Raw genomic sequence first — 24585 nt, 5'->3', positions numbered from 1 at the left:
ACTCAAGTCTATTTAACGGACGCTACCATGCCAAGCGCTTCGTTCGGCACCTGACTGGTTTTGAGCTGATAGATCTGTTTGCCCGCTTGCCAGGAGATGGCGACATTTACGGACTTGCCTCCGCTTGGATAGTGTACGTCTACAAAACCTTTGTCTTTGGGAGCAGGCAGCTTGTGCGTTTCCAAAAATCCCACCATTTTTTTCGCAATGCCCGGGTTGTTCATTTGATCCTCGGAGATCGACTGGATGCGCAGCGTCCATCTGCCCTCATTCCAGGTCAAATATTGTGATCCGGCCGCGCCTTCGGCAACGCCTTGAATGCTGTGCCCCAAATCCACTTTCATGTCGTCCGGCACATTACCCGTTTCCTCATCCGGGAAGATATCCGTGCTATTCGGATCTTTGTATGTGTTTACCTCAAACGTTGCGATGACAGCCGCCTTGCTGCCCGATTTTGTCAGGGACGAATCGTTCAGGGCCACCGGCTGATCCACGGCATAGAACGTGACTTGGAAGGCATTTGACGTATTGGAATCGATCGAAGCCGCCAAGGTTTTTCCTTTGTCGAGCGGGAAAGAAGTCGGCAGCAGCGCACCGTTCAGCTTCAACTGGCTGCGCACTTCCTTGATCACCTTCGATTGGCTTGACTCGGAGGAAGACGATGCATTCCCGCCGGATTGTCCCGCGCTGCCGCTCTCTCCTTTTCCGGTATTGGCACTGTCTGACGAAACCACTGTTCCCGCAGTGTCTGTTGTGTTTGTCGACGCGGCATCCTTCGCACCGGAATCCGAGCTGCCGGATGGATTGGCTGACGATTCGGATGTTTGTTGTCCTGCCGCAGCAGATGAGGACGAGTTGGCTTCGGCGGGCTTCGTATCCTGTCCGCCGCAACCGGCGAGAGCGAGAAGAACCGCCGTTGTGACCGGGATGGTTACCCATACCTTTTGTTTTTTCATGTTGTCGTCCTCCTTGATGTTGGTCGTTTAACGTTTGTCATTCCAGAAATTGACCGGCTCTACCTGTTTGGTTAAAATTTCGAACTTGTATCCTTCCGCCTTGAGCGATTTCAATACCATCGGCAGCACTTTCAACGTGGCTTCCTGATCATGCATCAGGACAACCGGCGTTCTGCCGCTTTTTTGCACGGTATGAATTTGCTTCATGACGCTGTTATACACTTTTTGGTGATCTTTTTTGTATTTCCAGTCTTCGGAGTCCACATTCCAGTCCCACAAATGGAACCCGCCCTGACCCAGCAATACATCCCGATAAGTCGATTTCAAATAAGGTTTGCTGCCATAAGGCGTTCGAATCAGAGTTGTTTTGACGCCAGCCACTTTATTCAGGCTGTTGTTCGCCTGCTGCATTTCTTTCAGACCGCTGTAGGCGGAAAGGTAGAACTTGCCAGGAACATGTGTCACGCCGTGAAGTCCCAATCCGTGTCCGTCCGCAACGATGCGTTTGGTTGCTTTAGGGAATTTCTCCATCTCAGGTCCAAGCATGAAAAAGGTTGCTTTTGCCTTGTATTTGTCCAGAATGTCCAGCAATTGGCCTGTATGAGCCGTCGGTCCATCATCGAATGTCAGATAGATGACTTTGGCACCGGTCTTCGCTTGCTTGGTGCTGGATGCGGCTTTGGCCGAAACCGACTGCGGCAGAAGCAATGGAATCATCAGTATAATAGCGAGTGTGATCATCAAAGATTTGCGGATTTGTTGCATAGAATAAAGCTCCCTTGTTGGTGTATTTCCCCAGCTGTCTGCAATTCACGTCATGCATCCTTCGGCGATAATCCTAATTCTAGCAAATCGAATTTTCCACATTCTAGCTTCAAAGGCTACGTTCGAGTTACACTTTTGTCAGAATAGCACTGAAAATAAAACGATTTTGATAGATTTTGTCCGAAAGTACATCCACTGAGGATAAATCAATTTTGACATAATCCTTATTAACCCGTTTGACGTCCTTTGATAGATTTACGAGATAGGATTTACGCACGCAACGAAAAAAGCCTGCACGAGGCAGGCTTCATGTTCATCCAAAGGAAAGGTTCGAATCACTGCTTACATATGTATCTATATAAACCGCACTAAACAATCACACGAGGCACTGTGAGTGCAGTACCATCTTCCAATCGCTGTTATCCCCGGATTTATTCTAATTCCCTTTTTCAAAGGAAAAATCCGGTGATAAAGGCGAACGCTTCGCTTCTCCAGATTGGTTCTGCCTCTCCGTTAACGTGTGTATTTTTTGCGGTTTATCTATTATGCGACCCGATTCCATATCAAAGGAAAAGATCGCTTCGCTCCTTTCGTCTACAGGCGCGAAATTACTCGGCAGGCGCAGTGAACGAACGCTGCGCAAACTCCGCGTCGAGCATGTAAAATGCGTTGCTGTCTTTTTCGATGCGGCGCAGTTTTTGAATGATGTTGTCGAACAATGCCTCTTCCTCCACCTGCTCATCGATGAACCATTTCAGGAAATACATCGTGGCATGCTCGCGCTCGTTCAGCGCCAGATCGGCAAGGTGGTAAAATCTTTTCGTATTTTGCTGCTCATGCGCATAACCGTGTTCGAACACGTCGAGCATGGAAGCATACTCGTTTTTCGGTTCGGGCAGTGCGGCAAACGTGGCACGATGCCCGCGATCGTTCAGGAATTTATAGATTTTCATGCCATGGAAACGTTCTTCCTCTGCTTGCACGAGGAAAAAGTTAGCAAACCCGTCCAGGCTTTCGCCGGAACAATAAGCCGCCATCGCCATGTACACATGGGCCGAATAAAACTCAAAGTTCATCTGCTCAATCAAAGTATCCGTCAACTCTTTGCTCATTTTGTAGATACACCTCATGCTTTCTGTAATAATAGCTACATCATATCATATCGGCTGTCATGCGGACATGGATTATATATGGATTTCGCCAATGGAGAATGACCGTGGATTCATATATTGGGCAATTGGGCAACCGCATAAATAATCATGCCCTTCAAAAGCAAAAGAAACGGTTTCCTTGCGGCATGAAAGACAAGTCTTCCATATTCCCCGGGAACCGTTTCTCTGGTTATCTGTAGAAACCGCATTAATCAATCACACAAGACCACTACGTGTGCAGTACCATCTTCCGATCGCTGTTATCCCCAGATTTTTTGAATCCCCTTTTCTAAGGGGGAAATCCGGTGATAAAGGCGAACGCTTCGCTTCTCCAGATTGGTTCTGCCTCTCCGTTAACGTGTGTATGTTTTTTGCGGTTTATATAAGCCATAATATTAAATCACACAAGGCCACTACGAGTGCAGTACCATCTTCCGATCGCTGTTAGGCTGAAGAAATCGTTATGAGTGCTTCATGCATGCTTATTTCGCCATTTTTTCCTTGTAGGCATCCAGTTGTTTTTGCAGCTCGGCTTTGACCTTGTCATACCCCGCCAGCTTCAGCTTTTCGCGGAATTCGTTCACGGCCTGCTCGGGGTCGGTGACTTTACCGAAGTTGATCGCCGGTCCAAGCTCGCCTGCAACCTGTGAAATCGCCGTCAATTCGCTTTCCACCGGCGTTTTGTCAAATACGAATTGTCCATACGGATACGCAATTTTGATTTTGTCGTATTCGTCGTATAATGTATCGATTTGATCCCAAGTCGTATCGCTTGGAATCTCGAATTTGTCGACCCGTCCTCCCCAGAAGTCGGAGTAGAAATTGTCGCGGGTCTCGTCATAGCCTTCCGGCCGAGTTCGTTTTCCGTCCTTGATTTCATATTGCACGCCTTCGATGCCGTAGTTGATCAGGTGATAGATTTGCTCATCGTTGCGAATAAGGTCATACGCCATCAGCGCTCGTTCCGGATTTTTGCTGTGGGAACCGACCGACGTACCGCCATGGGTGATCGACAGCTCCATCAGGTTGGTGCCGCGCGTACGGTTGAAGGGGAACATTTGCAGCTCGGAACCCGGTTGTGCTTTATCCATGTCTACGCGCAGGCCGGAGAAGGTTTGGGTATGATGCTGGTCTAGTCCGGACAGCCCTGCTTTTAGCGCATCGCGGTTGTTGTTTTTGTTGTTGAGCGCGTCTTCGCGCCAGAAGCCGCGATCTGCCCAATCTTTCATCAGTTTGGCATAATTCAGGAACGTATCGTCGAATACCGGCTCGGCTACCGTGTATTTCTCGGCATCCGATTTGGCCGTAAATACCGGCATGTAACCCGTCGAGATCGGAAGCTCCAGATTATCCGTGTAGGATTGGACATAACCGCCCCATGTCATTGCGCCGGAAGCCATATCCCAAGGGATGACATCAGGTTTGTTGTCTTTGATGTATTGCAGATACTGGCCGATTTCTTCCCAGTTTTTGATCGGTTCCGTCAACCCTGCTTCCTTCGCCCAGTCTCCGCGATAGAAAAAGCCATGGTTAACCCATTGCGTGTACTGGTCTTCCGGAATCAGCACGATATTGCCGTTATATTTGCTTTCGTTCCAATGGTCTTCAGTTACTTCTTTCCATGTGATCGGCGCATAGGTCGGCAGCAGTTCGTCCAGGTTCATGAAGGCTCCGCGCTGCGCGTTGGCCCATGTATCCAGCCAGTCTGTGCCGATCGTAATCAGGTCAACCGGTTCGCCGGATGCGAGCAGCAGATTGTATTTGGTTTGCCAGTCTGCCCACTCCACCCATTTCCACTCCAGCTCGGCGTTGATCTTCTCTTTCATGAGTTTGTTGACTTCGGCGAGCACCTTGTCGAACTGATCGTTCTTCGGCTTATCGCCCAAAACGACATAACTGATCTTCACAAATTTGGAGACATCGATCCCGTTATACGTTTTGGCTCCACCTGAAGCCCCCTCGCCCCCGCCGTCGCTTGTTCCGCTGCTTCCGCACGCGGCCAGAAGGCAAAGCACCGCAACCATGAGGAAGGATAATAACGTTTTGAATTTACCCATTTGAACTCCCCCTTTATTATGGATGACCTGAAAATCCTATGCATAAGCAAGGCGACTGCCGGCTGCGATGCATCAGCCTTTCACCGCTCCCACTGTAATGCCTTTAATAAAGTAGCGTTGAACGAAAGGATAAAACAGGATGACCGGTCCCGTCGCCACGACGGCTACGGCCATTTTCATCGATTCGAGCGGAACGTCGCGAAGCTGCACGTTGGAGGCCGCTGCGGAGTTGCGTACAAAATCGGCGCTTGTGACCACGTTGTACAGGAAAAGCTGCAATGGACGGTATTTCATGTCCGCCGACAGGAACAGCATCGAATTGTACCATTCGTTCCAGTAGCCGAGCGCAATGAACAATCCGATGGTGGCAAGCGCAGGCGTGGCCATGGGCAGGATCAATTTGACGAAAATGGTGAAATCGCCGGCCCCGTCGATTTTCGCAGATTCCGTGATGGCATGGGGAATGGAACGCACGAAACTTTTCATCATAATGATCAGGAACGGGCTGAGCAAGCCGGGAAGAAGCACGGCAAGATAATTATCCTTTAGATGCAGGTATTGGGTGATAAGCAGGTAGAACGGAACCAATCCGCCGGAGAACAGGGTCGTGAAGTAAATAAAAAACGAAATTTTGTTGCGGTATTGAAAATCCGGACGCTGAAGCGCGTATCCCGTCATGGATACAATCAGCAGACCGATCACCGTACCGACCACCGTAATTCCGATCGTGACCAGATAAGAGCCGATAATCAAATTAGGGTTCTCAAAAATGATTTTGTAGGCAAACAGGCTGAATTCTTTCGGCCAGATGTTAAACCCGAATTGTTTAATCGCATTCTCGGAAGTGAAGGACGTCCCTATGACCAGCAAAAACGGAAACAGACATAACAGGGCAAACGCTCCGATGAAAATATAGCTGAACCAACGAAGGAAGATACTGCTGCGATCCGACCGCAGGCGATCATGCTCGAACTGTTCATCCATGAAACAACGCTCCTCTCTCCCATCGATTTAAAACAAGGAATTTTCCGGGGACAGCTTCTTGACCAGCCAATTGGCGCCCAGGACGATGAAGAATCCAAACAACGACTGGTACAGGCTGACCGCGCTGCCCATCGAGAAGTTAAAGTTGGTCATGAGTGAACGGAATACGTAGGTTTCGATGATGTCCGTCGTTGCGTACAGCGCGGTGTTGTTCGCGCCGACCAAGTTATAGATCAGGCCGAAGTTGCCTTTTAGGATACCTCCAAGCGAGAACAGCAGCAGAATGATGAATGTTGGTTTTAACCAAGGAAGGATGATGTATCGAATGCGTTGGAAAGCGTTGGCGCCATCGATTTCGGCAGCCTCCACAATTTCGTTGTCAAGTCCCATGATCGCCGCGAAGTATACGATGGAACCATAACCCGTCGATTGCCAGAGATACGTCAGTACGATGATGAACGGCCAGGCTTCAGGGCTTGAATATGCTTTGAACGGTTCGAAACCAAGCGTGCGAAGCAAGGAGTTCAGCAGACCATAGTCATAACTCAGAATGTTGTACGCGATGAGGCCGATCAATACGGCAGACACGAAATGGGGCAGAAACATGATCGTTTGGGAAACTTTTTTGAACCACTTTGAACGGAGTTCATTGAGCAGGACCGCCAAAAAAATTTGAAGCACGTTTCCGAGCAGGATAAATGCCAGATTGTACGCGATCGTGTTGAACGTTAATCGCCAGAGGTCTCCGGTCATCACCAGGAAGCGAAAGTTTTCCAAGCCGACAAACGGGCTCTTGAAGATGCCGTCGGTGTAGTTGTACTTGACGAATGCCAAGTAAATGCCCGGCATGGGGAAGTAAGCAAAAATGATAAAAAAGACAATCGCCGGCAAACACATGATCAGCAGCGTCCGGTTGTTTCTCCATTTTTTCCAACGTCGCTGCATTACGCTTTCCCGGCTAACCCCTATTTCCCTTTCCGATACTGTGGACAATCGCATTCCCCTCCTTCTGTAATTGCACGGCAACCACAAATGAAACCGATTTCATGAATGGGCGGATCAACAATGCCAACAGGAAGATCATTCGGTCTGCGCAGCGTTGGAAATGAATGAGTGAATGAGGTAACCTCTGCCGGATTTCGTCCAAAACCACACCCATTTATGAAACGGGTTTCACTCGAGGCCAAAAATGTAAGGGCTTTCTTGAAATGAGAATAAGCCCTCACGCGTCCGTTGTCAATCACTTTTATTCAAGTTTTATTTCCCGCTCCTGTAAATGGTGCGGTCGATTGCCTGACTATGAGCTCTGGCAGGATCGTCTGCAGCTGCGGCACCTTTTTGCCCGAAATCAGGCGGTCAAGCGTATGCGCAGCTTGGCGCCCCAGCTCTTGGGAACGCAGTGAAACCGACGTCAATTCAGGGATGCTGTACGAAGCAAGCGGAATGTCGTCATACCCCACGATCGACAGCTCGTGAGGAACGGCGATTCCTTGCTGGTGTGCGGCTTTGAGCGCCCCGATGGCGATCAGGTCATTCAAGCAGACAATGGCCGTGGGACGCTCGGCCCTCTGCAGCAGCCTTTGGGTTAATTCCAGACCGCGTTCGACCGAAAATCCGCCGACCAGAATCCACTCCTTCCGGATGTGAAGATTGGCCTGCTTCATCGCTGAACGAAATCCTTGGAGCCGCTGCTGGGTATTGCTCATCTGTTCAAAACCGCCGATCAAGGCAATATCCTTGTGCCCCAGGTCGATCAAATGCTGAACGGCCAGCTCCATGCCCCGTTTCTGGTCTACGGCCACCCGTGGAAGTTTGGTTTTGGGAAGCGAGCCGTTCAACAGCAATACCGGAACCCGCTTGGCCGCCTCCTGGATTTCGTCGACGAGGGTCTGGCCCGGCTTCGCCAGGTCCACCCGTCCTCCAATGATGACAATGCCGTCGACCTGTTTTTCCATCAGCAGATTAAGGTATCGTGACTCGCGTTCGTATTGCAAATGACTTTCCCGATCCGAGGACATCGTATCGCACAAAAAGAACGTGTACCCCATCTTGCCTGCTTCCCGATCAAATCCCGCCAGGACTTCCGGAAAAAAAGGGTTCGTAATGTCCGGCAGGATAAACCCGATCGTTCCCGTTTCCTTTCGGAGCAGGCTGCGTGCCAGCGCATTGGGCTGAAACTGGTGTTTTCGGATCAACGCGTCGATTTTTTCGCGCGTCTCCTTCTTGACGGGAGCGGTATTGTTCAGCACCCGGGACACCGTGGCAACAGAAACGTTGGCTTCTCTTGCAATATCGTATACAGTAACCGGCCGCATTCGTACTCCTCATTCCTTCATGGATTCCCTGCATGACGACGTCTTCAACAGGGTTATGTAACGGCTTTCAATGCTGAGATTGTGAGTTATTATACGCTTTCATTTTGCGGGGCGCAATGTGCATTTTCAATGAATCGTCCATCTGCGGTGATATCTCCTTTCTCGCGCTCCCATACCATATTATAACAAAAAAAGACTATTCGTTCGTAAATTCTACCCTATTCTGCTTATTGTGAACGAGAAAAAGCGATGCCGGGACATTTCTCCCGAACACCGCTTTCCTTAATGCTTTATTCGACAAATTCGGCAAGGCGTAACAGCTTCCTCATCTACGTTTACAGGCCGTTATACCAAGAACGCTTTGGTGATGATGACCAGCAGGATGAAAAGAACCAGAATCGCTCCGACGGAAGTGAAACCACCATAGCCGTAGCCTCTTGTGTCTCCGCTCAATACTTCGCTCATTCAACGTACCTCCTCTGCAACAGGTATGGGTTATCATATGCAGGAGAGATACCGTTGACAGGGCGGATGCCCTATTTGTTCAAAAGATGTTTGGAATTCGTTCAAATAAATGTCGTTTCAATACCGTGGATAGTCCACACGCATGATGTCAAGGAAAGGGACTTTGGCCACCTTCGGCATGAACTCTTCTTCCAAGTCTTCCACATGCACGAGCCTTGTGCGCGAGTCCAGTTTAACGATGACGCCCTGCAGCTGTTCTTCCTTTCCCCACACCGTTAACACCACGACCGACCGTTCACGAAAGGCTTCCACCAGTTGATTGCCCAGTTCCTCAAGTTCGAATTCATCGCGGGTAGGTCTTTTTGCCACTTTTGCTTTTGCCAATATGCAGCCTCCTCTAGAGCTATTCAGACGTCCCGATCTGCAATGACATGCCGAGGACATATGGTACAAGTATACCATTCATTCCCGATTCTTGTAATGCTGCGATGAACTTTTTCCCAAATTTCCCATGCAAACCTACCGATTACTCATCCATGTCTTCGATCTGTATGGAATACGCATTGGACGTTTCCTCTCCTGCATGCCGCTCCCCGTTCCATTCGTAGGTGTAGGCTCCGAGCAGCACGCCCTGCACCAAGCCCGGCTGCGTACGGGCAGACATCTGGACTTTGTAGCTGATGCGTCGTTCGGAACCCGGCTGCACTTCGCCCACATGCAGAAATTTGGGCGCAACATGTTTGGGTGGACCGCCTCCTTCGTTAGGACCAAGTTCAAGGCGCCAGGTCGATTCCGGCGGAAGAAAGTCGAACAATTGCACGCGGGCAGCCACATTGCCTCGGTTAGCCACACCTACATGGAAGGTTACGATTCCTCCCAGTTCAACCAAATCAGGCACTACGTCCACATGAACGCCAATGATCGGTCCCTTCAGCTCAACCACGGCTTCGTTGGAGGTTAGCAGCCGGCGAACGGAACGGGAATCGGGCAAACGAAACGTATAATTCAATCGAGCCTGATTGCTCAGCTCGAACGGAATCGGATTTTGACGCTCAGCCGCAATCCGTGCCTCGAATTCCACATGCACGTTGGAACGGGCGGTGAGCGTGCCCAGATGTATGCCTCTTCCCGGGTCGAGCCCTGGACGTCTCACGCCATTTAAGCGAGTGCTTCCCTCCGCATAAATCATGCCGGGCGGAAGCGCGTCGGTGATAAAGGCATCTACGGCGAGCGAAGCTTCATTGGATACAATCAACTCATATTGGACTTTGCTCCCGAAGGTGGCAATTGCCGGCGTTGCCTTTTTGCTGAACGAAATGTGAGGGTTCACGACCTGCAGCACTGCCACATTGGAATCCGAAGCTTCCGCTTCCCCACCCGATGCATAGTGAAGGATGGCTTGCGCACTAAGTTTCCCATCCGTTCCGGCCCCGGTAACCTGCACGCGGAATTGAATGATGACGGCGGCCTCGGGCAGCACTTCCCCGAGATCGATCCCGCCATCAGGTGTCACCTCGGGCGCGAACATGTCATCAATCACGACACTCCCCGGAATGAAAGACAATCCTTGCGCCAACGAAACGATTGCCCTTGCCTGCTGTGCGGCTACAAATCCGGGATTTCGCACCGAAACACTGTACTTCACGATATCGCCGACAAATGTTTGGGCGCGGTCCACCTGCAGCGCAACCAGCAATTTTGCCGAAACCAACATGACCTCGACGGTGTTGGAGTATTCCTCCCCCGTGCCTTCCCTGCCCTCCGGCGTCAAAAAGACATACTGCACCTGTGCCTGGTTAACCAGCTTCAAGTCGGGGGGAACAGCCACAATGATCGCCTGGAAATGGAGCCGCAGCAGCGCTCCTGCAGCGATCTCCAACCATGGAAGTCCTTCCGCCGGCGACGCGCCGGGAAGCGGCACCCCGTCCCGCAATACCGAATTGGGAAAGAACGCGATACCCGGGGCCAGCGGGTCAATGACCCGCACCCTCGCATCAAGATTACCTTCGTTCTCGATCTCGATGTCATAGATCAACGTTTGACCTAGAGCAGCCTTGAACAAGTTGCACCGTTTGCGGATCATCAATTTGGGACCGATCCAAGGCGTAACCACGGTATTGGAATACGAAATTTGCTCCGGATCGTCCACATCCGTGTTGAAACGAACGAGCGAGCGGTTCTGCAGATTAAAGGACAACGATCTGGATTCCGGACTCATATGACAACAACCCGGACCTGGAAGGTAACCGTTACGGATGCGCCTGGCTGAATCGTGCCGAGCGTGATGCCGGTGTCCGGATTGCCTGTCGGACGAGGCGTACCGTCCACCGTTACGCTGCCTGCCACGAACACCGCTCCCGCAGGTATCGGATCGACCATGACCACATTGTTGACGGCTTCGATTCCGCTGTTCGTTACGGTTATCGTATACGTAATGACATCCCCCACGACGGCGTCTACGGCGCTTGTGCTTTTGCTGACAACCACGTTCGGAGCGGATACCGGAATGACAAGCACGTTGGAAGATACCGTACCCGTGAGTTGACGGCCATCCGGCGGACTATACGAGTAGCTGGCTACCGCCTGATTGGTCAGCTGCTGGTTCTGAGGCAGCGTATCCACCGTAACCTGAAGCGTGACGGTGACGTTGACCGTACCTCCTGCCGGAATGGTACCCACGACGATGCCCGTATTCGGATCTGCTCCCGGCTGCGGAACGCCGTCGACCAGAACGCTGTTCGGGACCAGCACGGCCCCGTCCGGAATGGAGTCGGTTAACGTGAGCTGAACAGGCAAATTGCCCGTGTTCGTGATGGTGAACGAGTATACGATGGTATCGCCGATGGTGGCGTTCGAGGTGTTGGCTGTTTTAGTTACTGCAACGATGGGCTGGTAAATCGGCGTGATCACCGTATTGGAATACGCCGTTCCCGAAAACGCGCCGGAAGTAAAGCTGACTGCCGACTGGCTGCTGACTTGCGGCGGGGTCGGAAGCGCATTAACTCTGACCGCATAAGATACGGTAACCGAAGCGCCGGGAGCAATCGTGCCAAGCGCGATACCCAGGGCCGGATTGGCCTCAGGCCGCAGGACTCCGTCCACCTGCACGCTTCCGGCGACAAAGCTGGTGGACGGATCGATCGGATCCGTCAGCACCACATTATCCACATTCTCGATGCCGCTGTTCGTGACCACCGTTTGATACACAATCGTGTCCCCGACCACCGCATCCGTAGAAGCCGTCGTTTTGACAATCTCGACATCCGGTGCAGACACCGGGATGAGCAGTGTATTGGACGAGATCGTGCCGCCCAATGTCCGTCCATCCGGCAGCGTATACGTAAACGTCGCCGTCGCCTGGTTTGCCAGCTGCTGGTTTAACGGCAAAGAGACGATGACTACCGAGAACGTCACGGTAGCGGAGGTGGTTACTGTGCCAAGCGGTATACCCGATGCCGGATCGGCCCCGGGAACGGGAGCCCCGTTCACGATGACGCTGTTCGGGACCAGTTCCGTGCCCGCCGGAATGGTATCGGTCAATGTAACGGAAGCACCATAATTCCCGGCATTGGAGATCAGGATCGTATAAACGATCGTGTCTCCCACCGTGGCGAGCGTTTGATTCGCGCTTTTGGCTGCCGATAAGATAGGCTGGTATACCGGCGTGGTGACCGTATTGGAAAACGCGGTAGCGGAGAATGAACCCGATGTAAAGCTGACCGACGACTGATTGCTGATGGTTGCCGTAGGCGGAAGCGCATTGACGTTAACACTAAAGGCAACGGTGACGGTGGCTCCAGCTGCAATGGAATTCAGGATAATTCCCGTCGAGGGATTCGCGCCTGGACGCTGAACGCCATCGACGAATACACTGCCGGGCACGAGGGATGTGCCTTGCGGAAGCGCATCGGTAAAAACCACGTTGTTGACGGCGGCGATCCCGTTATTCGTGACAGTGACGGTGTAGGCGACCGTATCGCCGATAGATGCGGCCGTGGAGGACGTCGATTTGACGACGTCGACGTCAGGGGCCGATACGGGAATGGTTAACGTATTGGACTGCACGCTTCCCGTCAACGTTCTTCCGTCCGGCAGCGTGAACGAATAGGCTACGTTTGCTTGGTTGACCAGCTGCTGCGGCGTTGGCAATGAAACAATGACGACGGAAAACGTCACGGTCGTCGCAGCTCCGGCGGCAACGCTTCCTGCCGGAATGCCTGTACTTGGGTCGGCTGCCGGCTGCGGTTGGCCGTTCACGATGACGCTGTTGGGTACAAGCGTTGTGCCGGCCGGCAAATTATCCGTTACCGTAATCGTGCCTGGAAAGTTCCCCTGATTGTTTACGGTAATGGTATAGCTGACGGTATCACCTACCGTTGCATGGTTTGTGCTGGCACGTTTCTGCGCCGTAAGAATCGGCTGGAAAACTGGCGTAATGAGCGTATTCGAGAAGGCAGATCCCGAGAAGGCCCCTGACGTAAACGTCACGGAAGAACGGTTGCTCAGCTGGCCGTTCGGCGGAATGGCATCGACCGTGATGCTGAAGGTAACCGTCGTTGAAGCTCCCGGAGCCAGCGATCCAAGTGCGATGCCGCCGATCGGATTCGCCGAAGGCTGAGGCGTTCCGTTGACCGTCACGGACCCTGCGACAAAAGACGAGCCTGCAGGGGCGGGGTCGGAAAGTTGAATGTTGTTGATCGGCGCGATGCCGCTGTTCGTCACAACGATGGAATACGTGACCGTGTCGCCGATCGCGGCAGCCGTCGAGGCCGTACTCTTCACCACGGCAACGTTCGGGGACGATACCGGGAACGTCACCGTGTTGGACGTAGCCGTACCCGTCAGCGTCCGCCCGTCCGGCGGGGTGAATGTATACGTGGACGTGGCCTGATTGCTGATCTGCTGCGGAGAAGGCAGCGAATCCACCACGACAGCGAAGGTCACCACCACCGTGGCGCCGGCCGCCACCGTTCCAACAGGAATGCCGGTTACCGGCGATACCCCTGGCAATGGCGTCCCTGCCACAACGACGCTGTTGGGCACAAACGTGGTTACGGAAGGAATAGCATCCGTCAATGTAAGATTGGCCGCCAAATTTCCGCTGTTGCTGACGTTTACCGTGAAGACAACCGTATCTCCAACAGTAGCGTTGTTCGTGTTTGCCGTCTTGGCAAGCGAAATCTGGGGTTGAATGACCGGGGTCGTCGTTGTGTTGGACGACGACGTTCCGGAAAATACGCCGGACGTGAAACTTACCGTCGATTGGTTGTTGATCTGTGAAGGAACGGGCATAGTTATCCTCACCTCGAAAGTTACGGTAGCCGTGGCTCCTGAGGCCAACGTACCGATTGGAATGCCGGCGGACGGATTGGATTGCGGGATTGAAACCCCGTTCACAATGACGCTCCCGGATACGAACGTAGCATTCGCTGGCAGTGGGTCGGCAAGCACAACGCTGCCGATTCCCGCTGCTCCGTTATTGCGAATCACCGATGTGTACGTTATGACGTCACCGGTTACCGCATTGCTCACATTAACGCTTTTGAGGACCGATACGTCCGGCAACGATACAGGGGTCGTTACTGTATTGGAGATAGCGTTTCCTGCAGCAGTCCTGCCGCTCGGCAATGTGTAATTAAATCCTGCCGCAGCCTGATTCACCAACTGGCGAGCAGCCGGAAGGCTCGTTACCGTTGCCACGAAAGTGACCGTTACGTTCGCTCCCGGCGTAACAGCTCCAACCTGGATTCCCGTGTTCGGGCTGACGCCGGGTGTCGGAACGCCATTTATGATCACGCTGTTCGTGTTGAAGATCGCTCCGGCGGGAACAGGATCATTCAACGTGACGTTGGCAGCGATGTTCCCCGTATTGCTGACCTGGATCGCATAGTTGAACGTATCTCCTACGGTCAGATTCGTGGTGCTCGCCGACTTGGCCAACGTAATGACAGGCTGATACACGGGCGTGGTGACGACGACCGACGACGACGTACCGTTGAAACTGCCCGAAGTGAACGCGGCGCTGGCGCGATTGCTTACGTTTCCCGTACCGGGCACAGACGTAACCCTGGCTTGATACGTTACCGTAGTCTGGGCTGGAGGGGGCAAGGTGCCTAGCGTAATGCCGGATATCGGATTGGCGGCGCTTACCGATGCCCCATTGACGGTCACCGTGCCCGAAATGAACTGAAGGCCTTCTGACAGCACATCCGATAGGATGACGTTTTGGACTGCGCCGGAGCCTGCATTCGTAACGTTAACCGTATATGTAAGTGCATCACCTACAGTGGCATCTGCGGCATTTACCGTTTTGGCAATCGTAACGTTCGGCGCAGAAGCAGGAATGACAACGGTGTTGGAAACGGCGCTGCCCGATAAATTTCTGCCGCTTGGGAGTTGATACGTGTAATCGGCCGTCCCTTGGTTGCGCAGGATCGGCGGTTCGGGAATCGACGTAAGCGACGTCCGGAAAGTAACCGTAAACGTCGAGCCCGGGTTTACGATCCCTAAAGATATTCCTGTAAGCGGCGAACTGCCCGGACGGGCCGTCCCGTTGACCGTCACCGAATCGGTAATGAACGACGTCCCGGAGGGAATCGTATCCGTCACGGTAACTTGCGCTGCGATATTGCCCCTATTGGTAACAACGAAGGTATACTGAATCTGATCGCCCAATGTGGCATTTGTTTCATTTGCAGACTTGGCTACATTGATGACCGGCTGATAGACCGGAGTGCTTACCGTATTCGAATTTGAAATTCCGGAGAACGCGCCAGAGCTATAGGACACCGAAGCCTGGTTCGATAGCGAGCCCGAAGCAGGCAACGATTGTACGGCAACCTGAAAGGAAACGGCGACTGAAGCACCGGCAGCAATGGTTCCGAGCGAAATGCCGCTGCCTGGATTGGCCGAAGGAGCTGCAATCCCCCTCACCACGACGCTGCCTGCAACAAACGCAGCGCCGGAAGGTAGACTGTCCGTCAGGATTGCATTGTTGATGGTCTGAATGCCGGCGTTGGATACGCTCAGGTTATACGTAAACGTCTCTCCTACCGCTACATCGGTCTCTGTCGCCGTTTTGCTCACAGTTACATTCGGCAACGCTACTGGAATGGTAATTGTATTGGAAGAAACGGAGCCTGTTATGGCGCGGCTATCCGGTGTAGTGAATGAATAAGCGGCCGTTGCCCGATCCGTAAGCGTGGGCGGTGCGGGAAGGGAAGTGACCAGAACCTGAAACGTCACCGTGCTCGTCGTTCCGGCCGCAACGCTGCCGATATTAACGCCCGTCGCGGGATTGGCTCCCGGGACGACCGTCCCGTTGACGCGAAAACTTCCCGCGACGTATGAGCTCCCGCTAGGAATATTGTCGGTCAGCGTCACCGTTGCAGCCGTATTCCCGGCATTGTTGACCTGGATGGTATAAGTGACTTGGTCTCCCACCGTTGCGTTGGTGGTGTTTGCTGATTTAATCAGCGCCAAGTTAGGAGAATACACCGTAAGCGTATTGGCATTGGACGGGATCACCCCTGTGATGATGGATCCCCCGGCAACGCTCTGAAACGTGAAGGCCGCGTTCGCGGTGTTCACCAGCTGCAAGATGCTGGAATCCGAAGCAATTTGCGCGCGATACGTGACTACGATGCTGCCGGACAGATTCAGGGAACCGAGCGGAACCCCCGCGTTGATGTCATACGTCGGTCGAGATACCCCCGCAACAGTAACGCTTCCAGGGATAAAGGTGAGTCCGGAAGGAAGCGAATCCGACAAAACAACGCTGGCCGCATTGGCCGTTCCCGAGTTGTTGACCGTCACGGTGTACAGTATGCTGTCTCCGGCCGCCGCACCCGTCGCTGCCGTAGATTTCGAAAGCGTGATCCTCGGTGCGTTGATGTCCACTTGGATGGCGTTACCGTTGACGATGTAAGCATCCCCGGACGTGGTCAGCGTCAGGACTGCGGTCGACTGGTTATTGACCAGCCGGGCAGACACATCCACATTCGTAATGTCCCAGCCCTGCCGGCCTCCGATGATATTGGTGCCCGGCGCACCATTGGTTTGGTTTCTCGTTCCGAACGTTCCTGTTGTGTTTAAAGCTCCCGTATCCCCATTTATCTGAGAAGCGAAAAAGTTGTTGGCAAAGTTATTAGGACCTGACAAAGCAACGGAAGTCGCCGATGTCGGACCGAACAGTGCCTGATCTCCCGTTCGGTTCGCATCCCCCTCCTGTGCGCTAAACAAGGCTCTTCCGCCCAACGCCCCGGATATGGGCGTTGCAAATCCGGTAATGGTCGTTACTACAGGTGCGGAAGTGGATTGAACCAGTACTCCCCCGGCTCGCAATGACATGTTGCGGAAGGGCAGATTCGGATTCTGGTAAATGACGCCAAGCGTCCAGCCGGCATGGTTGGCCGTCGGATCGTTTGCAACGACGATCGTACCTACGACCCCGCCTGTCGTATATGTACCCGCCCCGCCATTCTGAACCAGCGTCGTTACGTTGGCGGAACGCACATAGCCGGAGGCGCCGTTTCCAAGATCAAACTGATTGTACGTGGCTGGGTCCGGAGTGACGCTGTTTGTGCCTGCAGGGGTCGTGAAGGTGACGGGGTTGTTGATGAATGCGCTAAGATTGATCGTTCCGTTAATGTAACTTCCGCCCCAGATGAGCTCGGCGTACAGCACCGTGCTGCCTGCGGGGAGGACAAGGGTTGCAGAAGAGCTGTTGCTCTGGTACTGGCTTGTCGTGCCTGCCGGATAGGTGCCATAGGTTAAACTGGTATTCACGGTCGTAAACGCGCCGATGCTATCCTGGGTACCTGGAACCGCAGCCGTATCGGACCGGCTTAGACCAAGGGTATTTCCCGTAAATGTAATCGCTCCTGTTGCATTGACTGTTGAACGGACGATAAGAGGAATTGAATCCACCCCCCTTCATCTAATTGGAATCATCATGTCTTGGAGCCTACATCTTAGGTTATGACGGTAATCATGATTTTTGTCTGTCCTTTATGAGAACGTGGAGAATTGTCTCCCTGATCGATCTTCGAACGAAGAAATATAATCATTTGCGTTTCTTCGGTTGTGCTTTATAATTACTCTATACGAGAGTCCATTCTGTCGTATCATTATGATGCAGTCAGCGGTGATATATTGAGAAAACCCAATACGCGTAACAGCCGCATACCCGCGGAGTACGAATTCAAACATGCCATTTGGATCAAAAGGATGTTGCGTTCCTACTGGGTAGTCGTCATTAGCCATGCGGTAATCCAGGTAGCATGTTATCTGTTCATGGTCTATGATCGCACACCCGAAGATTTCATCCTTAATGTGCTGATATGGCCCACCCTTGCGGGTGGTATATCCAATCTGCTGGCCGCCTGGGTCAATCGGCGTTTCAAAACGCTAACCTTTTCGTTCTACGCAATGACTGTCGCCGGCACGGTGGTCGCCTGGACCATTATTCGCGTCAATTATGACATTCGGATTATTTTGGCGATCTGTTTGCTGCCGATCCTCTCCTCCGTCCTTTTTCTGAGCAAGAAACGAGTCTGGACAACTTTTCTCATGCAATTGACAGGATACATTATCGTGTTGTTCGACCCGGGATACAGAGCGTACCTCTCGTCGTTTGACATGGTTTCGATACCTGCCTTCCTCATCATCGGCACCTACGTGGCCCAACTGATCGTGACCAGTCAAATGGAGGTGCTGGAAGACCTCAGGCAAAGCATGCTCGCCAAGCAGGAACTGATCGTAAGAAATGCCATCATGGCCAAACAATCCAAGACGGACGGATTGACCAAGCTGTACAATCAAAGTTCTTTCAAAGATTATTTCGAAAAAGCATATGAATATGCCAACGATGGCATGAGTCTTCATCTCGCACTGATCGATATCGATAATTTCAAATCCATCAATGATACATATGGCCATCGCGTCGGCGACATCATTTTGGAGAAGGTATCGCTGGTTATTCAGGAACAAATCACCTCCAGCGATATTGCTGCCCGGTACGGCGGCGAAGAATTTGCGGTTCTGATGTTCGAGCAATCGTTCGAACAGGCCTATGCGGTCATCGAGAAAATCCGCAAGGGCGTGGCCAGAATGGTTCTCGCGGAACTCGGAGGAGCTTACGTCACAGTTAGCGCCGGACTGCAAAGCTATAATCATCAATTAACCAAGGACAAGCTGTTCGAGGAGGTTGATGCCTGCCTTTACATCGCCAAGCGGACGGGAAAGAACAAAACCGTTACTTCGCTGGAAAGCGCATAAATGTTTTCACCAAAAAAAGTTGTGATGCTCGCCGTAATAACGGTGTGCAGCACAACTTTTTGTTTTGAATCTCTTCCCGATTATGGTTCCGCCCATTCCCATCGGTTCCGAAACTGCTCCAGCCGCGGATGAACCGTTTCGGGAGAGCCGTCGATGATGATGCGCAGCCGCTTGATCCATTCCTCAAATGAATCAAATGACGCAAAACGATTGGCCATGTCTGTGGTTAATATCAAAAAGATCGGCGCAGGGTACAGATCCGTCAGATGGCGCAATGCCGTATCCATAGGCGTATATTTTTTCCGCTTGCCTTCGAGGCCCTCCACTTTGATGCTGGAGTCATTATGCTCAACTCTCCAGCCGTGAAGCCGATCTTCCCTTTTGTAATACGGCCGCACTTCTTCCTTGCTCCATCGTTTAACGGTGCTTTCATGCAGCGGATACAGCACCAGCTGCTGGAACGAACGCGATTCGGCGAGTTGTGCGGCCCGCTCCAACTGTTCATCGGTGATGTGTTCAAACGAGTCGTAAAACACCAGCGTGCCTTTCCGGCTGGCCGGGGGCGGTTCATAACCGAAAGGAACCGTCTTGTACGTGCTTGTCATGTTCCCTTTCCTCCTTTGCTGAACATATTTCCATCTTCCCCTGATTTTATTATGCTCGATCCTCCGCATGCAAATCCGAAGTAAAGGTCACCCCATGCAGATCATGGAAAAGATTCTGTATCGCCCCACCTGGTTATGAATATAGAAGGCAACCTGCCTTCCATGCAATCCTTCAGCAGGTTGCCCTGAGAACATGTCCCATACCAGATTTGGAGGTGCAAACTTTGAGCCTGCTTCACATCGCCGTTTTATTCCCTTTCGTCGCAGGCGTTGCGCTTGCCGCTTGTTACCGTTTGATCCGCAGCATACATCCGGGATGGCCGGTCATGTTCGTCCCGCTCGGTTTATTTGCTTATTTCGCAAGCCGCGTTCCCGACGTATCGAACCGAAATCCGGTTTCCGGGTCTCTTCCATGGATTCCTTCGCTCGATATCGGATTGAATCTGTACCTGGACGGGCTCAGCCTGCTCCTTTCCTTGCTGATTAGCGGAATCGGAACGCTGGTTGTGCTGTATTCGATTTATTATATGGACCGCAAAGATGCGCTAAGCCGTTTTTATTTGTACCTGCTCATGTTTATGGGAGCCATGCTTGGCGTGGTGCTGTCGGATAATATGATCGTGCTCTACGGTTTCTGGGAATTGACCAGCATTACTTCATTTCTCCTGATTGCCTTCTACCACAAACGCAAAGCCTCCACCGCCGGGGCGCAAAAATCGTTCCTGATTACCGTCTTCGGCGGTTTTGCCATGCTGGCCGGATTCATGATGCTGTATCTGATGACAGGCACCTTCAGCATCAGGGCAACTTTTTCGGAATGGGGCAATATCCAAGATAGCGCCCTGTTTGTGCCGGCCTTGGTCCTCATCCTCATTGGCGCATTCACCAAATCGGCGCAGTTCCCGTTCCATATCTGGCTCCCCGATGCGATGGAGGCGCCGACGCCCGTCAGCGCATATTTGCATTCGGCGACCATGGTCAAGGCCGGTCTCTACGTCGTGGCCAGGTTCACGCCCATTTTTGGCGGGGAGGCCGTATGGTTCTGGCTGGTCACTGGCGTGGGTCTGCTTACCCTGTGCTACGGTTCGTTTCTCGCCGTGAAGAAAAACGATCTTAAAGCCATCCTCGCCTATTCCACCATTTCGCAACTCGGGCTGATCATGTCCCTGTTCGGAATCGGCTCGGCAGCCTTGTATTTCGGAAAAGGAGATTCGTCCGCAGTGTATGTGGTTGCGACCTCTGCCGCTTTGCTGCATCTGTTCAACCATGCAACGTTCAAAGCTGCCCTGTTTATGGTAGCAGGCATTGTGGATCACGAAACGGGCACAAGAGACATCCGCAAACTGGGCGGGCTCGCTTCCTTTATGCCCGTAACGTTTACGATCGCGCTGGTTGGTGCGTTTTCCATGGCAGGGCTTCCCCCGTTTAACGGGTTCATCAGCAAAGAGTTGTTTTTCCAGGCGATGGTTGAAGTCACGCACTTGCGCATTTTCGGGCTTGGTGAGTGGGCTGTGCTGCTGCCTGTCTTGGCATGGCTGGCCAGCGTATTTACGTTGATTTACGCAATGATCCTGACGTTCAGACCGTTTCTGGGTCGCGTTCGCAGCGACATGCCGTCCGGAAAGCTGCACGAAGCTCCCGTGGGCATGCTTGTCCCTCCGATGGTGCTTGGTGTCCTGGTCCTTCTGTGTGGATTGCTTCCAAACCTCGTTGGCGGGCCTTTGATCGAACCGGCTTTGGCTTCGGTACTCCCTTCCCTTCTGCAAGGGCGGGAGCGGTTTGACGTACATTTTTCCTTATGGCACGGCTGGACTCCCGAACTCTTTATGACGATCGGCGTCATTGGGTCCGGCGTGATATTGTACAGCATGCTTCCGAGATGGCGCGCCGTGTACGACCACTATCCTCAAGGACTGACCATAAACCATATATATCGCGTCGTACTGGATACGTTGCAGCATTACGCGCGCCGGTGGACGGAAACCTATATGAACGGTTCGGTCAGAAATTATCTCGTTTACATTTTGTCCTTTACCGTCGCTTTGCTCGGCTATGCATTTTTCCGCTCGGGCGAAAACATCGTCTGGAATCTCAAGGGAAAGGCTCCCTTTTCCTTCTATGAAGCCGTTTTGCTTATCGCGCTCATCGCAGGCGCAGTCACGATTCCTTTTGCCAAAAACCGACTCTCGGCAGTCATTATGACCGGTGCCGTCGGATATCTCGTCACGCTGCTGTTCGTTCTGTTCAGGGCGCCGGACCTTGCTCTTACGCAGATGATCGTCGAGACGGTATCGGTCGCATTGTTTCTGCTCTGCTTCTATCATTTGCCCGAACTGAAGCGAGGCAAGTCAAGCCGCGGCTATCTTCGGATCAATCTGCTTGTATCCGCCGCCGTCGGCGTGGCGATGACCTTTGTTGCACTCGCGGCAAGCGGCACGGCCTCCCCGCAAAGCATCGCCGATTATTTCATCAGGGAGAGCTACGATCTTGCCGGCGGCAAAAACGTGGTCAATGTATTGCTGGTCGACTTCCGCGGCTTCGATACGCTGCTCGAAATCATGGTTCTTGGTGTTGCTTCCTTGGCCATTTATGCCATGGTCAACCTGAATCTGGAAGCAAGGGACCTTGGGGCAAGACTCACGTTTCCCAAAAAAGAAAAAGCAACAAGAACCGTTGAACCGTCGGAAGGGAACAAAGAAGAACACCGCAAAGCTCGCAAATACGGGCGTCACGAACACAAGCGGGCCCAAGCTTGGGATACCGTTCCGTTGCAAAGCAATGACGTGTTATTGAAAACGACGACCAAAGTTGTGACATTCATCGTTTTGACGTTTGCGCTGCACCTGTTCTTTGCCGGCCATCACAATCCGGGCGGAGGTTTCATTGGCGGGCTGGTCACCGCCGCTGCCCTCGTGCTTGTTGCGCTTGCCTTCAGTACCGAAACGATCCGCAAAGCGCTGCCCATCGACTTTCGGACGTTGACGGGCATTGGCCTCGGGATCGCCGCGTTGACCGGAACGGGCTCTTTCCTGTTCGGCGCGCCTTTTCTTAGCCAAACCTTCGGATATTTCGAACTGCCGCTGCTCGGCGAAACCGAGCTCACTACCGCGATGTTATTCGATCTTGGCGTTTACCTTGCCGTACTCGGAGTCACAATGACCATCATTTTGCAGATTGGGGAGGACCGTTGATATGGAACTATTGATGTGTGTTGCCGTGGGCATTCTGTTCGCGGTTGCCGTGTTTTTGATCTTGTCGCGCAGCCTGCTCCGGATCGTGCTCGGCATGTCCGTCCTGACGCACGGCGTGCATCTGCTGCTGATCACGATGCCGAGCCTCAAAACCGGGGCGCCCCCACTGCTTGGGGAGCAAGCGGAACGATACGTAGATCCGCTGCCGCAGGCGTTGATTCTGACCTCGATCGTGATCAATTTCGGCTTAACCGCCTTTTTCTTTGTGTTATCTTACCGATCCTATTTGAAATTGAGAACGGACGACCTGGAAGAGGTCAGGGGGCGGGCCTATGAATAATGCCGTCGTACTTCCGATCCTGCTGCCATTACTGACTGGCATCGCCGTCATTTTATGCTTTCGGAGCGTTCGCGTTCAAAAATTACTCAGCGCAGCGGGCATGCTCCTGACGACTGTCGCTTCCTTCATGCTCATTACGCAAGTTGCAAAGCATGGCGTGCAGACTCTCGCGGTAGGCGGATGGAAGCCCCCTTACGGTATCGTGCTTGTCGCGGACATGGTTGCAGCACTGCTCGTCGTCGCCGCCTCCGTGATCGCGCTGGCTTGTTTGCTCTATGCATTCCGGAGCTTGAACGAGGAACGGGAGGAGCACCATTTCTATGCGTTCTTTGCATTTTTGGTTGCAGGCGTAAACGGTTCGTTCCTCACCGGAGACCTCTTCAACCTGTTCGTCTGCTTCGAACTGATGCTGATTTCCTCGTATGCCCTGATCGTGCTCGGCGGAACGGAAAGGCAGCTGCGCGAAACGATCAAATACGTGCTGATCAACATCGTTTCTTCGTCCCTGTTCGTGGCCTCCATTGGGTTCCTATATTCGGTCACGGGGACGCTCAACATGGCCGACCTGTCCAATCGCATCGTGGAAATCGGCCAGAGCGGCATCATTACGGTCATCGGCGTACTCTTTCTGATCGTGTTCAGCATCAAGGCCGGATTGTTCCTGTTTTTTTGGCTGTCGGGTTCGTATGCTGCCCCGCCGGCTGTCGTCACGGCGTTATTCGCCGGATTGCTCACCAAAGTCGGGCTTTACGCCATCGTGCGTACGTTTACGCTCATTTTTTACCATGACCCGGATTTTTTCAATGCCCTCATCGGATGGATGGCAGGAGCAACGATGCTGCTAGGCGTCATCGGTGCCATCTCTTACCGGGACGTCAACAAAATCCTGATCTACAACGTCGTCGCCGGCGTCGGTTTCGTCGCCTTCGGCATGGCGTCGGCAAGCCGCCCGGCGCTGGAAGGACTGCTGTTCTACATGCTGCATGACATGCTGATCAAAACGCTGCTCTTCCTGCTCGGCGGCGCGTTGATTGCGGTGGCGGGCACATCCAGGCTTGACCGCATGGGCGGACTGATCCGTCGTTATCCGCTGCTGGGCTGGATGTTTTTTGTCAGCGCGCTGGCACTTGCGGGCATTCCGCCCTTTAGCGGGTTTCCCGGCAAACTGCTGCTGTTCGAAGGAGGGCTGGAAGCCGGATTGTACGGCTTGACCGGAATTGCGGTGCTCTCCAGCCTGCTGATGCTGTACTCCGTCTTGCGCATTTTCATTCAGGCCTTCTGGGGGGAGCCGCCCAAAGGATCCATCAGGCGCCCTTACGCCGTGAACGGACTGCTGATTCCTGCAGGGGTGCTGTTCGTGTTCATTCTGTCCATGGGCATTGGTGCCGAAGGAATGTTTCGATTGACGGCACGCGCTGGCGACATTCTGCTTCATCCGAATATTTACATCGATGCCGTACTGGCAAAGGAGTAGATGC

At 52.8% G+C, this 24585-nt stretch carries 16 protein-coding genes; 4 read left to right on the top strand and 12 right to left on the bottom strand.

Features of this window, described 5'->3' with window-relative positions; translation table 11 throughout:
- Nucleotides 1-8: 8 nt before the first annotated feature.
- From MKY59_RS12165 to MKY59_RS12115, 11 genes are all read right to left on the bottom strand, one after another.
- A complete protein-coding gene (locus MKY59_RS12165; RefSeq protein ID WP_339277811.1) occupies nt 9-956 on the bottom strand; it encodes a hypothetical protein in 948 nt (315 codons plus the stop codon).
- Nucleotides 957-983: 27 nt separating this feature from the next.
- Nucleotides 984-1721 carry a polysaccharide deacetylase family protein gene (locus tag MKY59_RS12160; protein ID WP_236419490.1) on the bottom strand — a complete coding sequence of 246 codons (738 nt, stop codon included), beginning with the start codon at nt 1719-1721 and terminating at the stop codon, nt 984-986.
- Between the two features lie 608 nt (nt 1722-2329).
- Complete coding sequence (locus tag MKY59_RS12155) at nt 2330-2833, bottom strand: ferritin (protein WP_236419488.1); 504 nt, start codon at nt 2831-2833, stop codon at nt 2330-2332.
- Between the two features lie 521 nt (nt 2834-3354).
- Entirely contained in the window at nt 3355-4929 is a 1575-nt protein-coding gene (locus MKY59_RS12150; RefSeq protein WP_339277809.1) for an ABC transporter substrate-binding protein, read from the bottom strand.
- Between the two features lie 72 nt (nt 4930-5001).
- Complete coding sequence (locus MKY59_RS12145) at nt 5002-5913, bottom strand: carbohydrate ABC transporter permease (RefSeq protein WP_236419484.1); 912 nt, start codon at nt 5911-5913, stop codon at nt 5002-5004.
- Nucleotides 5914-5940: 27 nt separating this feature from the next.
- Nucleotides 5941-6858 carry an ABC transporter permease subunit gene (locus MKY59_RS12140; protein WP_339278374.1) on the bottom strand — a complete coding sequence of 306 codons (918 nt, stop codon included), beginning with the start codon at nt 6856-6858 and terminating at the stop codon, nt 5941-5943.
- Between the two features lie 305 nt (nt 6859-7163).
- Nucleotides 7164-8228 carry a LacI family DNA-binding transcriptional regulator gene (locus MKY59_RS12135; protein WP_236419482.1) on the bottom strand — a complete coding sequence of 355 codons (1065 nt, stop codon included), beginning with the start codon at nt 8226-8228 and terminating at the stop codon, nt 7164-7166.
- 345 nt (nt 8229-8573) lie between these two features.
- Entirely contained in the window at nt 8574-8693 is a 120-nt protein-coding gene (locus MKY59_RS12130; RefSeq protein ID WP_236419480.1) for a YjcZ family sporulation protein, read from the bottom strand.
- Nucleotides 8694-8810: 117 nt separating this feature from the next.
- Nucleotides 8811-9077 (bottom strand): YolD-like family protein, encoded by a 267-nt coding sequence (locus MKY59_RS12125; RefSeq protein ID WP_236419478.1) that lies wholly within the window; start codon nt 9075-9077, stop codon nt 8811-8813.
- 142 nt (nt 9078-9219) lie between these two features.
- The gene (locus tag MKY59_RS12120; protein WP_339277806.1) at nt 9220-10911 is read right to left on the bottom strand and encodes a DUF11 domain-containing protein; all 1692 of its coding nucleotides are present in this window, start codon (nt 10909-10911) and stop codon (nt 9220-9222) included.
- Nucleotides 10908-17621, bottom strand: a complete 6714-nt coding sequence (locus tag MKY59_RS12115) for a hypothetical protein (protein WP_339277804.1) — start codon at nt 17619-17621, stop codon at nt 10908-10910. The genes MKY59_RS12120 and MKY59_RS12115 overlap by 4 nt, the downstream gene beginning before the upstream one ends.
- Nucleotides 17622-17846: 225 nt before the next feature.
- On the opposite strand from MKY59_RS12115, the gene MKY59_RS12110 reads away from it, so the two are divergent.
- Entirely contained in the window at nt 17847-18971 is a 1125-nt protein-coding gene (locus MKY59_RS12110) for a diguanylate cyclase (protein WP_236419472.1), read from the top strand.
- 80 nt (nt 18972-19051) lie between these two features.
- Here the strand turns inward: MKY59_RS12110 and MKY59_RS12105 are convergent, their stop codons facing one another.
- The gene (locus tag MKY59_RS12105) at nt 19052-19576 is read right to left on the bottom strand and encodes a hypothetical protein (RefSeq protein WP_236419470.1); all 525 of its coding nucleotides are present in this window, start codon (nt 19574-19576) and stop codon (nt 19052-19054) included.
- 224 nt (nt 19577-19800) lie between these two features.
- Here MKY59_RS12105 and MKY59_RS12100 point away from each other — a divergent pair, with 224 nt between their 5' ends.
- The 3 genes from MKY59_RS12100 to MKY59_RS12090 are packed head-to-tail and all read left to right on the top strand — an operon-like array spanning nt 19801 to nt 24581.
- The gene (locus MKY59_RS12100) at nt 19801-22767 is read left to right on the top strand and encodes a Na+/H+ antiporter subunit A (RefSeq protein ID WP_339277802.1); all 2967 of its coding nucleotides are present in this window, start codon (nt 19801-19803) and stop codon (nt 22765-22767) included.
- 1 nt (nt 22768) lies between these two features.
- Nucleotides 22769-23107: a Na(+)/H(+) antiporter subunit C gene (locus MKY59_RS12095; RefSeq protein ID WP_236419454.1), complete on the top strand. Its 339-nt coding sequence runs from the start codon at nt 22769-22771 to the stop codon at nt 23105-23107.
- Nucleotides 23100-24581 (top strand): Na+/H+ antiporter subunit D, encoded by a 1482-nt coding sequence (locus MKY59_RS12090; RefSeq protein WP_339277801.1) that lies wholly within the window; start codon nt 23100-23102, stop codon nt 24579-24581. Before MKY59_RS12095 ends, MKY59_RS12090 begins: the two co-directional genes overlap by 8 nt.
- Nucleotides 24582-24585 lie beyond the last annotated feature (4 nt).

This window comes from Paenibacillus sp. FSL W8-0426 (assembly GCF_037969725.1).
In the GTDB taxonomy this organism is placed as follows: Bacteria; Bacillota; Bacilli; order Paenibacillales; family Paenibacillaceae; genus Paenibacillus; species Paenibacillus hubeiensis.
The sequence above is the reverse complement of the archived record's forward strand: the minus strand, read 5'-3'. Positions and strand labels throughout refer to the sequence as shown.

Coding starts and splice junctions, on each gene's coding strand:
- MKY59_RS12120 (WP_339277806.1), bottom strand. CDS start 10,911: ATGAGTCCGGAATCCAGATCGTTGTCCTTTAATCTGCAGAACCGCTCG.
- MKY59_RS12130 (WP_236419480.1), bottom strand. CDS start 8,693: ATGAGCGAAGTATTGAGCGGAGACACAAGAGGCTACGGCTATGGTGGT.
- MKY59_RS12105 (WP_236419470.1), bottom strand. CDS start 19,576: ATGACAAGCACGTACAAGACGGTTCCTTTCGGTTATGAACCGCCCCCG.
- MKY59_RS12140 (WP_339278374.1), bottom strand. CDS start 6,858: ATGCAGCGACGTTGGAAAAAATGGAGAAACAACCGGACGCTGCTGATC.
- MKY59_RS12155 (WP_236419488.1), bottom strand. CDS start 2,833: ATGAGCAAAGAGTTGACGGATACTTTGATTGAGCAGATGAACTTTGAG.
- MKY59_RS12165 (WP_339277811.1), bottom strand. CDS start 956: ATGAAAAAACAAAAGGTATGGGTAACCATCCCGGTCACAACGGCGGTT.
- MKY59_RS12145 (WP_236419484.1), bottom strand. CDS start 5,913: ATGGATGAACAGTTCGAGCATGATCGCCTGCGGTCGGATCGCAGCAGT.
- MKY59_RS12160 (WP_236419490.1), bottom strand. CDS start 1,721: ATGCAACAAATCCGCAAATCTTTGATGATCACACTCGCTATTATACTG.
- MKY59_RS12150 (WP_339277809.1), bottom strand. CDS start 4,929: ATGGGTAAATTCAAAACGTTATTATCCTTCCTCATGGTTGCGGTGCTT.
- MKY59_RS12090 (WP_339277801.1), top strand. CDS start 23,100: ATGAATAATGCCGTCGTACTTCCGATCCTGCTGCCATTACTGACTGGC.
- MKY59_RS12135 (WP_236419482.1), bottom strand. CDS start 8,228: ATGCGGCCGGTTACTGTATACGATATTGCAAGAGAAGCCAACGTTTCT.
- MKY59_RS12095 (WP_236419454.1), top strand. CDS start 22,769: ATGGAACTATTGATGTGTGTTGCCGTGGGCATTCTGTTCGCGGTTGCC.